Genomic DNA, 12881 nt, shown 5'->3' on the forward strand with positions numbered 1-12881 from the left:
ATTTCGTTGCCGTCATGTCAGGGGGATGTCAGAACTCTGTCCGGATGCGGTCAGCCCCGCGGGTCTGGACAGAAGATCACAGTTTTGTGCTTATATCCCGCGGGCCATGTCATCCAGCGCCGTCATCACCTGCTCATTCATATGCCCCTGGAGGATCAATTTACACACCTTGCGCCGTACCGCCAGGCCGGAGATCAGCCGCTCGATCGACAAGTGGCGCTCATCCTGCTGGGTGTTATAGAGCTCAATCGTCTGACTCAGCGTTTCGTATGGGATCACCTCATCCCCGACGCGCAGCCAGTCCAGCTTCTCCAGAAGCCCGTGACACTCTTCTGAGATAGAGGCAGCGGAGTGCCCTGTCATGGCCGATAACGCCGTGATACTGCGCTGGAGGGCTTCTGAGGAGGTATATTTGGACAAGATGATCGTCAACTCGTCGGCATTGATCTCCACCAGATGCTTTCTCAGCTTCACTCGACGCCCCAGACGACCCTTAGTACGACCTTCCTTGCGCTGGATCGGCTCGAACTCACCGTCGATGATCTCGGAAAGCTGATCAAGCTCCTGCTTGGGCAAAATTTCATTGCGCAGCGGGTTCGGCATGGTCGGCGCCATAGTCCGCTTGCCTTCGTTGGTGGTCTTGGCACGGGAGAAGCGGATCACCTCGTCGGCATCGCAGCGGATGTCGATCCGGTAGTCGCAATAACGCTTGTCCTGATCCTCGGGGCTGATCGTCAGATGGTAACCCCACAGATTGACCGCAAACACATGGTCGGTGATCTTACCTTCCGCAAGCTTGCGCAGCTCACGGATTAAATCCGTGGAAAAACGCCGCCATTCGATATTGCGCGCCAGCTTCTGGTTCAGCTCGCTCAGCAGCATCGAATCATTGGCCCGGCGTGACATCCGGCTGCGGAAAAACGAGTACAGCTGAAACACCAGAGTATGCTGGCGCAGAATTTCCGGCGGGAACAGGAAAAAATAATCCCGGGTCAGCAGCTCATCGAAAAACGACGGCTCCCAGACCAGAATGTAAAGATTCGGCTTGATCCGGATCTCGCCGTCTTCCCCTTCCTGCGGGGCTTCTTCAGAAGCGGTGATCGTCCGGGCCAGGAAGCGGAACCGATCACTCTTGAACCCTTCCGGCATGTTCTCGCTCAGCCAGCGGCCGGTCAGCTCATGAAGCTGGAAATCAGTAAATTCAATCCGATCAATACTTTCGCGAATGGAATCCCGGGCCGGGCCGCTGTCTTTCTTACCGCGCAGGGCCAGAATATCCGTGATGTAAATTGGGGTTTTATTACCCATCTGCCGGGACTGCAACTCATAATCAGGCAAGTGATGATCATGGTACTGCACGGTCAGGGTGAACAGGGCAAACAGCGTCATCAGATCATCGACCGTCATGATCGACTTGGAAGATCGGGTTTCAATGATCGCCTTGGTGCCGCTGATCGCCACCATCGACTTTTGGTAACTTTTCTTGGTCCGTGGCGGTGCCAGGGCCTGGTCAATGATCCCGGCCCAGCTGGTGGGAGAGACAACAATCTGATCAGCCTCATCCGGCATGGCGGGTGGCGTGCCCAGACCATATTCGGTCAACAGGCGACGGTTGACCTGATTTTGGGCCAAAGCTTTGGAGCGCTTCTGTTTCTCTTTGACCTTGCTTTGTTCTGAGTTCAGGCTGCCGACCCCGAGCTGGGCAATCAAGGAGGCCGGGTTGATGAAGTGGTGCAGCATGGTTTTGCCGGCCAGACCTTCTTCAAAGCGAACCGGTTGCTGGGTAAACAAGCCAATATTCACGGCTGCCCGCAAACGTTGCTGGACCGCAGCACGGGTTAATTGGCCTTCCGTCGCTTCAACCAGCTCAGTCGTCGAGACCATGCCATCCTGACAGGACAGGCCGCGCAGAGAAATCAGGTTCAATAATTCGATGATGCTTTTGGTCACGCCCTTGAAGTGTTGGTACTGCGGTAGCCAGTCAACCAGCGCATCAGGGATCGCAAAGAGATGGCCGTCTTTGTGGGATCGCGGAGCAGGGATCAGGATCTTTTCAGGATGTTTTGTGTTTGGGTGATCTGGCGCGTTCATCTGTCAATAGCCGTAGATTCATCATCTTTCCGGAAAGATTAATAGAAATAAACCAAGAAAGAAAGTTCTTTTTATTGAATCAGTTAAATACTGATCTTTTTGTTTTTGATGATCTATATGATGATGTGATCTTATGATCTGGCCAGGGTTTTCGCTATAACTTTATGAAATATATAGTGTTTCAAATCAGCCTGTTCGGAAAGATGATCAATGGCGGTCCGGAACGTTGATCAACACATCCCGGAAACCATGATCAAACCACGGCTGCAACGATGATCATCGGATCCTCGTATCAATGATCATTAGCGACCAGCAACGATGATCAGGGTGTGATTACAGGTTATCCACAGGGTTATCCCAGTCCATGGTTCCCCTCCCCTTTCCATGAGGTTCTTTGCGGCGATTTTTAGCCGATTTTGCCCCGGAACAATGATCAAGTTCAGGCCATTGCAATGCCGTGCGGCTAAAAAGCCATCGCTTTGGTGGCCTTGTCAGCACAGTTGAATCGACACCGACCGTAATTGGCCGAGCCGTTTGCATCTATCCGGCTGGATTACAGGGCGGAGAACAAGCTACGTGAATCCGGAAAAATGATCAAGTGTCGCGCGCTGCATTTCAATTCTATTTCACGATCCGGTTTTCAGGGCTCCGGGGCGACCGATTTCCGGCCCTTACTGACGTTTTTCCCAGTTCCGGCCTGCATTCACCGTAATTTAGCTGATGTTTTCCATGCTTCCGCAATGCCTCGAAGCAGTACCTGAAAAGATGATCGTTGGCTTGATCATTTTTCCGGATCTAGGCTCAAGTCGATCGGTCCGATGTCAGTTCAATACACGGCGTTTTTCGACCTTGATCATTGTTTCAGAATTTCGCTGGATCCGGTTGAAATTACGGAAGATTGATCAAGAGAGTGGAGATTGCCTTGCTTAAAGTGATCCGGTGTCCGGGTTGACGTTCGCTGTTTTATCGCCGCTATATCGAAGCTTTTACTCGGTTTGACGTAGCCGCCGCTGGCATGATTTCAGCCTGATCGGCTCGATGGTCATGAAATTATTCGATTTCATCATCTTTTTTGCTATTTTCTCAAGTTGAGCAGAAACTGAACGGAAATTACAGCGGAAAATCCAAATAACACACGCCGTAATTTGGCCCATGAAATATACGCTTCCGGCACGGATCCTTCAGGATCCAAATTTACATTGTAAAATAGTGACGCTGTAACTGTTTAAATCTGAGTATGTTCACTGTCTTGTTAGTCGCATTTGAAGCTTGCGTTGGTGTCGAAAATAGCGCTGTTTTTTTGCATTAAAAGCGGATTTTTACTTGAGACGAACATCACACGACTCTGTTCAGCTTTTTATTGTATGCGGTGTATATTGCTGTACAATAACGCAAAATACTCATAATGGCGAATTACACCAATGAATAGGGAACAGACGATTCAAAACTTGCTCCATATTGCGGAGCAGACGAAGCAGGTTCAGGCGGATAGGATCGAGATCGTGTTGGAAGAGCGTCGTGAAGAGCTTTTCCCTCCGATGTCCAAAGCGCTGATGGAAACGCGCTCGGGGCTGACGCGCCGGAAGCTTGATGATGCGATTGCACGTATGGAAGCCGCGGGCCACCAGTTTACTAAAAACAATGCCAACCATTATTCCATTACGCTTGAAGAAGCACACCAGTTGATGACTGCGGCAAAGAAGCCGGCATTCCACGAGCGTGAAGGCGCAGGCCGTAAACCTTGGATTGTAAATGTGCAAAACCAGAAAGGGGGCACCGGGAAGTCGATGACCGCCGTTCACCTGGCGGCATGCCTGGCTCTGGATCTCGATAAGCGCTACCGAATCTGTCTGATTGACCTCGATCCCCAGGGCTCGCTGCGTCTGTTCCTGAACCCGCAGATCAGCATTGGTGATCAGGAAACCATTTATTCGGCAGTTGATGTGATGCTGGGGAATGTGCCGGAAGGTCAGGCCATGGATAAAACCTTCCTGATGGAAAACGTGGTGATGCCGACCCAGTATCCGAACCTGAAAACCATTGCAGCCTTCCCGGAAGATGCGATGTTTAACGCCGATGCCTGGCAGGATTTGGCGGTAAATCAGGATCTGGATATTGTTCGCTTGCTCAAAGAGCGGGTGATTGATCCGATTGCCGATGAATTCGATGTGATCATGATTGACACCGGTCCGCATATCGACCCATTGGTGTGGAATGCAATGTACGCCTCGAATGCGCTGTTAATTCCCTGTGCCGCGAAGCGGCTGGACTGGGCATCGACGGTGAACTTCTTCCAGCATTTGCCGACGGTTTATGAGATGTTTCCGGACAATTGGCATGGACTGGAGTTTATCCGTCTGATGCCGACCATGTTTGAAGATGATAACAAGAAGCAGGTTTCAGTCCTGACGGAAATGAATTATTTGATGCGGGAGCAGGTGATGATGGCGACGGTGCCGCGGAGCCGGGCGTTTGAGACTTGCGCAGATACTTACAGTACCGTGTTTGATTTGACGGCTGCCGAATTTGAAGGTGGTAAAAAGACGCTTTCGACGGCTCAGGAAGCGATCCAACGGGTCGGGCTTGAGCTGGAGCGGGTCATGCACAGCCATTGGGCGAATTTGAATCAGGAGTAATTTAGCAGATGGCAATTAAAACCACAGATCTCAATGCACGTCTGTTCGGCAAGGCGGATAAACGCCGGGCTACGACCCCGGCGGAGGCGCAAACAGCGGCCCGGGATAAAGCGGCGGTGATTGAACTGGCTGTTGCCGGCGAGCAAACGGTCGCGTTCGAACTGGTCAAAATCAATGCTGCCGATGTGGCCGCCAAGACTCAGGTCTTTGCGGAAAATGCCCGTGAACAGGCATTTTTGAATGAACATGCGCTGGCAGATATTTTAAATACCCTCAAAGAGCGTGGTCAGCAATATCCGGCCGTCGGCCGATGGCTTGACGATGGTCGTATTGAAGTGCTGGACGGTAGTCGGCGTCGGATGTCCTGTATCCTGGCCGAGCGGGATTTTCTGATTTATGTCGCCAAGGGGATCAATGGCGAGCATGCCAAGTTCCTGTCTGACGTCGCCAATGCCCATAAACCACTGTCGCTGTACGAGCGCGGCAAAGAGATGCAATTGTTGCTCAGTAGCGGCAAAGTGGCCGATCAAAAAGAGCTGGCCAAGTATTGCCAGTGTAGTGAGGCCTTGGTGAGTGGTGCGCTGAAGGCCGCCAGCCTGCCGATGGAGCTGCTGATGGCCTATCCGAGTGTGGGTGAGCTGGGGCGTCCGACGATTGTTAAACTACACCGTTTATACTTTGGCCTGGATGACACGCAGCGTGATCAGCTGGTGCGCCAGGTGAATAACGGCGGCCAGGCTTTGTGGAAGACCATCGATGCCCAGGGGATCACCCGGATCACCCGTGAGGTCACCACCCAACTGGAGAGCTTCAGCGAAACGCTGCAGCCGAAGGTTGAAGTGGAAAAACCGAAAGCCCAAGAGTTGGTGAAAGGGAAGGTGAGCTATACCCGGGATGGCGATAAGCTGCAGCTCAAACTGAAAAAGCTGACCGAGCGCCAGAGTGAGGAAATCCTGGCGTATCTGGCCGATTATTTGAAGTAACCGTCATCAGCGTAAACCAGCCACGCCCGGCAACCATGCCCGGCGTGGCTTTTTTATACCTGCACATTTTGTTCGTGAGGGTATCAATCATCACGCTGTTGATTGTACTTTGCGGAGTCTACAGTTCGACAATTTATCCATGCTATGATCTGGCCTGAATATCAGCGTTGAGTACGAGCATGTTAGATCTTATCGATTATCAAAGCGCCCTGATCGAGCGCGCCAAGCAGGCCAATATCCGATACCTGGTGACGGTTCAGGGGGAGTGGGCCTGGTGCGAGCAGCAGGCGCGCCATTTGGCACAGCCATTTCCCCGGGTGCTGTGGGCAGGGGATCATGCGCCTGAGAACATGCAAGGTTTGGCGCAGAAAAAGGCCCGGCAATGGCTGGGGCAGGAATGCGATTGTTTAATTTTTAATGGTTATGACTCGATTAGTGCGGATGCCCTTGGCGCGTTATCCGGCACAGTGGCCGGCGGCGGGCTGTTGTTGTTACTTCTGCCACCGGACGGGGAGACGGCGTCGGCGCCCCCCTCTCGCCAACGCTTGTTCAATCTGATCGATGCGCCGGGTGTAATCGGCTTGAAACAAGGCCACCCGTTACCGCTGTTACCGGGCAACGTACTGCCGGCGCCAATTTACCAGGATCCGGAATTTGGCTGCCTGACCGCAGAGCAAACTGATGCTGTTCATGCGATCCGCCGGGTGGTGCTCGGTCACCGTAAACGCCCTTTGGTCCTGACGGCTGATCGCGGACGGGGAAAATCGGCGGCGCTGGGTATTGCTGCCGCCAGTCTGATGCGAGAGCGCTCGCTGCGGATTGTCGTTACCGCGCCATCATTTGCCTGCGCCGAAACCTTATTCCGTCACGCTGCTGCGGGTTTGGGCCAGGCTGAATCGTCGCAGAAGCAGTTGTCTTTCCTGCACAGTACGATCGAATTTATTGCGCCGGATGCGTTGCTCGACGATGGGGCTGCGGTGGATTTTCTGATCGTCGATGAAGCAGCCGCCATTCCGGCGCCATTGCTGCAAGCTTTCTTAAACCGTTTTCGCCGGATTGCATTTGCCAGTACGGTCCATGGCTATGAAGGGACCGGTCGTGGTTTTGCGATTAAATTTCGCCAGCAGCTCGACCGGATCGCGCCGCAATGGCGGGCGATGAAACTCAGCACTCCAATTCGCTGGGCTGCCGGTGATCCGCTAGAGTCCTGGATGTTCAAGGCCCTGTTGCTTGATGCCGAGTATCCGCAGTTCACCCTTCCGCTGAAATCGCCGGTTCAGTATCGCACGGTGTCTGCTGCTGAGCTCTTGAACCACGAATCGTATTTGTCGGCGCTGTTCGGCTTGTTGGTGAATGCGCATTACCAGACTTCGCCATCCGACCTGACGCAAATTCTCGATGACCCGGATGTTCAGGTGATTGTGGCGGAGGCGGCGCAGCAACTGGTGGGATGTGTGCTGCTGGCATCAGAAGGTGGATTTAGCGCGACGTTAGCCCAGCAAGTTATGCTTGGACAGCGTCGGCCGCGGGGGCATTTACTGGCGCAGTCGGTGGCGGCGCACTTGGGACTTGACGTTGGGGCGCAGCAGCGATGTGCTCGGATCATGCGAATTGCGGTTCATCCCGATTGTCAGCAGCAGGGGATCGGTAGCGGTTTGTTGGCTTACTGCCGGGCATGGGGGCAAACCCAATCCCTGGATTACCTGGGAACCAGTTTTGGGTTAGTCCCGGAGCTATTGAGCTTTTGGCAGCAAGCCGGGTATCGACCCGTTCGTCTCGGGATCAGCAAAGATGCAGCCAGCGGCGCCCATTCCATGTTGATGGTGTTGCCGCTCAGTACAGAGGCACAGACCTGGTGTGAGAGCGCAAGTGATATCTTTGCCGACAATTTTAATGCCCAGCGTGTCGAGCAATTTCGTAGCTTGAATACGACTTTGTTTTGTCAGCTTTACCAGAACCTGCTCGTATCGCAACCGACACGGTTACCCGGCCTGACGGCTGTTCATCGCCATCAATTACAAATCTATGCCGAGGGTGGTTTGGGTTATGATTTGATTGTCGCTGCACTGGAGCGCTGGTTGGTTGCACAGCTGGCACAGGCAACAGTGATTGAGCCGGTTCTGCAGATGGCGGTCGCCAAAATTTTGCAACGTCAGTCATGGGAGCAAGTGGTAAAAGAGTTTGGATATGCCGGGAAGCAGCAGGCGGATGCAGCACTACGTCAATTGGTGGCTCAAACCCCTTTATAGCCTGTTCACCATCACTTTACACTGTAAATTTAAGTTGAGCGTCTGCCATTCATACGGGTTTACAGTGTAAATTCAACAGCGACAAACAAGCATCATCCGATTCACCCCTGTAAAGCCCTGCCATAATAAAACATCGTTTCATTATGGCAGGGCTTTGTTCGATAGAAATATACGAGATTGGACCTTACTGCCAGAAAAATGGACTAAAGTTAGAAAGGAGAGGGAAGACTTTTTTGCGGTTAAATTAGTCCATGCGGAGTATGGCCACAGGAATATGGGGGAAACGAGATGAGTTTTGTCAAAGTTCATAGCCGGGCGTTGGAAAAGCTGACGCTGCCTGTATTTCATCCTGTGCAGCCGGATATCTTTTATTCACCGGGCAAGGCGGGGCTCGCTGCGCGCCTGTATCATCACTCTGTACTCGACAATGAGCTAGGATTTGGCATCGGATCCCGGGTTTGTGTGGCGCGGCTGAGCAAGCGTAGCCTCTACCTTCGTGCAAGTACGCCATTGGAGATGACCGCGGTGTATGAGATCGGGCTGCAAGGCATGCCGCCGTTGGCGGGGTATCTGACACCGGTTGAGCGGGGTGATACAGAAGGGCGTGGGTGTCAGTACCAGTTTCATTTCAATCATTGGCTGACAGATGAACAGCTGATGCGGCTGGTGATTGATCTGGATTAAGCCCTGTGCCCCGGTCATCGGGGCATACCCGTTTGACCGAGGTTGAGACAAAGGTTCGGTTGCCCTGCTGCCGGGTTGATAAAAACCTTGGCTTTCAATCAATGTTGATACGCACTGATGATAACAGACGCTAACTGACAGGCTGATAGTCGTGGGTTGCCGCCAATATATTTCAAAGCCCGCCCGAAAATTTACCCGGCGGGCAGCACTGCTCTTCGCATGTGACCGTCTGGGTCAAATCTCACTCGAAAATCTATCGTCTGCTCAGAAAAGAGTGGCTTTGACGGCTGCCCGGCAATACCTTTTCTGCTCTAATAGTGTCATAGACTCCTTGTTATTGCTCTTATCAATAAATTTGCAAATAGAAGTGTGACTAAGGCGTGATCCACTACATTGTCGCAGAGGTAGGATGAGTGGTAGTGTGGTCCTGTCGTGTTTTATTTCAATTATTTCCGGATACTTATGGATTGGTGTCAGAGGTGATACGTGCCCGTTCTTCAATTCTCTCAAGATGGTTGTTCGCTCTCATTGATTGCAAATTCTGGTCAGCGCCAGCATGAGCCGCCGCTGACGCGGGAGCTGATCACAGCCCAGATGATTGAACTGGGTGCGGAGCATTTTTTTGTGTTCGAACCGGCGCTTGCTGAGGCACTGGCGCAGCTAAACGCGGCTGCGACGGCAGAAGACGGCGATACCGATGTCGCCGTTGAAATTCGCCAGATTGTGATTGCTGAACGGCGGGATACCGGATTATTGGTCAAGACGGAACCGGATTTAATGACTGCATCGGTGACGGTGACAGGCGCATATGGCGGCGCGTTGCTCTCCGGCCAGCAGTTGATCACCGCGCTGCAGGAAAATCACATCGTCAAGGGGATCAGCAAGGCTGTGTTGCAGGAGCTCCTGGTTCAAGCTCAGCAATTGAAGCCGGGAGAAAAGCTGACGATGGCGGTGGCATTTGGCCGGGAGCCGTGCCATGGGTCGGATACCCGATTCGAACCTCTGGTCGCAGACGCCAGTCAGCGGATCCTGTGTCCGCAGGCGACTGAAGATGGCAAAGTAGATATGCTGGATTTGGGCGCCTTGATCACCGTTGAAGCCGGGCAGGCCCTGATGAAGCGGCATCCACCGACGCCGGGAAAAGACGGTTTTAATGTGCTTGGCAAAATGATGTCTGCGACGCCGGGCCAGGCGCTTGATTTTGAGGTGGGTGAAGGGACGGTAATGGATCCTTCAGATGAGAGCCTGTTACTGGCCGTAAAATCTGGGATCCCGCTGCGGAAGGGGCGCGGGATGCAGGTTGACGATGCGTTGACCTTAGCCGGGGTTGATGTTTCTACCGGACACATCCAATTTGATGGTAGCGTGGTGATTAACGGGGATATTAAACCGGGAATGAAAGTCGCCGCGACGGGGAATATAACCGTCAGTGGCTTCGTTGAGTTGGCAGTATTGGAAGCCGGCGGTGATATTCTGGTGACACAAGGGATCATTGGTCGTCAGCAGGACGGCAAAGCATTGCCTTGTCGGCTTCAGGCCGGGGGGAAGGTGGTCAGTAAGTTTGCCCAGTACGCCGATATCAGCGCTGGCGAAGGGATTTCATGCACCCTGCATGTGCTGCATTGTCGGGTGCAGACACCGGGCTTGGTTTCGGTTATGGATCAGACCCGACGGCAGGGAACGTTGAGTGGTGGGCTGATTGACGCGGGCCAGGGCGTGATTGCGGTAAATATTGGTGCCGCGGCCGGAGTTCCCACTGAGATTGTCGTCTTCAGCCAATATGGTGAGTGGCGTGAACGTCTCGGCGAGTTGCATCAGCAAATTGAAAGCGAGCAGCGCAATGGGTTCAAGCTCAAGCAAGCAAAGTTGAAGTTACTCAAAGTGACGGCGGACAAACGTCCGCCGGCGCTGATTGAAAAATTGAAAGCGGCCTCGTTATCTCATCAGCACAACCTGGATGATTTGAAGCAGCGCTATCAGACGTTACGTCAGCGCTATGATGAAACCCTTGAAGGGGCTCAGATCACCGCCGTCGGGCATTTCTATGCGCAGATCCGTTGTCAGATAGAAAAAGAAATGATGACGGTGACTGAAGAGCACGGTCCGACGGTTGTCCACTATTCAGAACGGAGCTTACAGCGCGCTCCTTACCATGCCTGAAATTTACACTGTAAATGCCTTTTTCATGATGCTCAAACTTTTCTGCGGATTGCCGGTTTGAAGGCAACTGAGCAATTTACAGTGTAAATGACCTAGTCCGATTTTACCGATGCGCAACCAAAGGTTGTAAGGGTGGCTGCGGACGATAGCCCTCGGTAATAAACCCCTGAAAACCACTCACGAATAATTCCGATAGCCGTTCGAGCTGTGTTTCCGTTTCGACGCGGGTTGCAATCGTCATGATATCCAAGCTATGCGCCGTCCTCGAAATAGAGGAAAGCAACTGGGACTTGGTCGGATCATTGAGCTGGTGAGTATACGCAAAATCGATTTTGACATAGTTCGGGCGAAAATCTGTCAGGTAGTCGAGCGATTTGAAATGGCGGCCATAATGATCGACCCCAAAACCAAACTGGTAAAAACGGATGGCGGCACACAACAAGCTTGTGGCGTCGGGGTGGTGAATGAAACAGGCTTCGGGAATTTCAAAATAGAGCCGGCCGGCTAAAGCCTGGTTTTTGTCGAGCAACTGGTTGAGCCAATGAATAAATGCCGGATCTCGGGTGCTGGTGCTGGTCAGGTTAATCGCCAGGGGACCGAGCTGTGTATCAGCATTGAGTCGGTTAATCTGCTGGGCCAGCACGTGGCGGTCGAATAAACTGCCGGCCCCGAGATCTTCGATGGCCCCGAGGAACTGGCTGGCTGAATAAGATTGACCATGCTTGGTGATTGCGCTGAATACTTCATGATGATAAACCTCATTTTGATCGGCAATCACCGGTTGGAAGCGGTAGCTGAACAAGTCGTTGTCGATTGCTTCAATCAGCAGCGCTTTCCATTGCTGTTTGCCCATGGCTGTCTGGCTATCGGGATCGGATACAAAGGCGATAGGTTGTTGCGGAGACAGTGCGGCCTGGCTCAGGGCGTTATCGAGCTGGGTTAGCAAGGTACTGGCATTGGATGCGTGATAGTTCAGGATCAGGCCGACATGGGCGGGGGTGGCTTGCTGGCTAGCGACCCGGGGTTGTAGCTGCGCGACGACAGAAAGCATGAACTGCCCGATTTCGAACAGCTTCTCCCGGCTGATATCCGGCGCCAACAAGGCAAACTCATCATAAGAAAGCCGGGCCAAGGTGAGATCGCTATAGGTGATCGACTGATTCAATCCATCGGCAATATCCCGGACCAGCGCATCGCCCGCCGTATAGCCCTGTTCACGATAACAGGCTTCAATCAGTGACGTTTTCATTAACGCCAGCCCGCCCTGGGCAGAGTTCGTCAGCCAGGAGTTGAGTTGACTGATAAAAAAGCTGCGGTTTCCCATGCCCGACACCTGATCCCGGTAGACCTGCTCGCGCAGCTGCATCGCTTCTCGGGCCTGAGTTTTGAAATTCTTCTCCAGTTGTACCGAGACATGATTGATGGCTTTGGCCAAACCTTGTAAATCACTGGCTGTGGGGAGGGAAAGTGGCGCACCAAACTGGTTTCGCAGCAGGGCATCGGCTCGACCTACCAGACTGCGCAGCGGTTTTAATGGCTGATTCACCGCCCAATGTATTCCTATCAGTGTCAGGGCCAACAGCACACCCAACGTCACCGAGGTCGTCAGCAGGGTTTGCCCCCACTGTTGATAAAACGCCTGCGGATTAGAAGAGACGGTGAGCCGGGCCATTATGGCACCTTCATTTGTGATCAGGCGCGTTTGGGTTTTACCGGGAAATAAATCAAAGGGCACTGCCCAAGCCGGTATCACAGCTTCAGCAGCCTGTGGATTGAACGAGAGCGTGAGGTCGTGCGCCAGCACTTCCAACTGAGCAGTATGCCAGCCCGAAGCATGGGCCAGCTCGGTCAGACGTTGTTCCAGCGCACGCGGTTCCGGCTGAGCGATTTCAGTAGCCAGGACCTGCGTCGCCAGCTGGAGATGTCGGTTCATCAGGGATGTTTGCTGTTGGATCAGCTGTTGATACTGGCTGTAGACAAACTGTGCTGCGATGGTGAGCAGGAGGACCACCACCAGAGCAACCAGACGGCGAAATAATTGTTTTTGTAATGTCATAGGGCACACTCATGCAGCGCTC

7 protein-coding genes are annotated in these 12881 nt (G+C 53.0%); 5 read left to right on the forward strand and 2 right to left on the reverse strand.

The window, feature by feature from the left end; genetic code table 11:
• Positions 1-90 precede the first annotated feature (90 nt).
• Positions 91-2091 (reverse strand): replication initiator protein RctB domain-containing protein, encoded by a 2001-nt coding sequence (locus NH461_RS23205; RefSeq protein ID WP_261603320.1) that lies wholly within the window; start codon positions 2089-2091, stop codon positions 91-93.
• Between the two features lie 1421 nt (positions 2092-3512).
• Between NH461_RS23205 and NH461_RS23210 the strand changes: the two genes are divergently transcribed.
• The 5 genes from NH461_RS23210 to NH461_RS23230 all read left to right on the forward strand — a co-directional run bounded on the left by NH461_RS23210 (position 3513) and on the right by NH461_RS23230 (position 10803).
• Positions 3513-4727 (forward strand): AAA family ATPase, encoded by a 1215-nt coding sequence (locus NH461_RS23210; protein WP_261603321.1) that lies wholly within the window; start codon positions 3513-3515, stop codon positions 4725-4727.
• Between the two features lie 8 nt (positions 4728-4735).
• A complete protein-coding gene (locus NH461_RS23215; protein WP_261603322.1) occupies positions 4736-5710 on the forward strand; it encodes a ParB/RepB/Spo0J family partition protein in 975 nt (324 codons plus the stop codon).
• A gap of 179 nt (positions 5711-5889) precedes the next feature.
• Positions 5890-7959, forward strand: a complete 2070-nt coding sequence (locus NH461_RS23220) for a tRNA(Met) cytidine acetyltransferase TmcA (protein WP_261603323.1) — start codon at positions 5890-5892, stop codon at positions 7957-7959.
• 288 nt (positions 7960-8247) lie between these two features.
• A complete protein-coding gene (locus NH461_RS23225; protein ID WP_261603324.1) occupies positions 8248-8643 on the forward strand; it encodes a hypothetical protein in 396 nt (131 codons plus the stop codon).
• A 528-nt stretch (positions 8644-9171) separates the two neighbouring features.
• Positions 9172-10803, forward strand: coding sequence for a DUF342 domain-containing protein (locus tag NH461_RS23230; RefSeq protein ID WP_261603325.1), 1632 nt, complete (start codon positions 9172-9174; stop codon positions 10801-10803).
• A gap of 103 nt (positions 10804-10906) precedes the next feature.
• On the opposite strand, the gene NH461_RS23235 is transcribed toward NH461_RS23230, so the two are convergent.
• Entirely contained in the window at positions 10907-12859 is a 1953-nt protein-coding gene (locus NH461_RS23235) for an EAL domain-containing protein (RefSeq protein ID WP_261603326.1), read from the reverse strand.
• Positions 12860-12881: the final 22 nt, after the last annotated feature.

Origin of the sequence: Photobacterium sp. TY1-4, from assembly GCF_025398175.1 — a bacterium.
Taxonomy (GTDB): Bacteria; Pseudomonadota; Gammaproteobacteria; order Enterobacterales; family Vibrionaceae; genus Photobacterium.

Coding starts and splice junctions, on each gene's coding strand:
- NH461_RS23205 (WP_261603320.1), bottom strand. CDS start 2,091: ATGAACGCGCCAGATCACCCAAACACAAAACATCCTGAAAAGATCCTG.
- NH461_RS23210 (WP_261603321.1), top strand. CDS start 3,513: ATGAATAGGGAACAGACGATTCAAAACTTGCTCCATATTGCGGAGCAG.
- NH461_RS23215 (WP_261603322.1), top strand. CDS start 4,736: ATGGCAATTAAAACCACAGATCTCAATGCACGTCTGTTCGGCAAGGCG.
- NH461_RS23220 (WP_261603323.1), top strand. CDS start 5,890: ATGTTAGATCTTATCGATTATCAAAGCGCCCTGATCGAGCGCGCCAAG.
- NH461_RS23225 (WP_261603324.1), top strand. CDS start 8,248: ATGAGTTTTGTCAAAGTTCATAGCCGGGCGTTGGAAAAGCTGACGCTG.
- NH461_RS23235 (WP_261603326.1), bottom strand. CDS start 12,859: ATGACATTACAAAAACAATTATTTCGCCGTCTGGTTGCTCTGGTGGTG.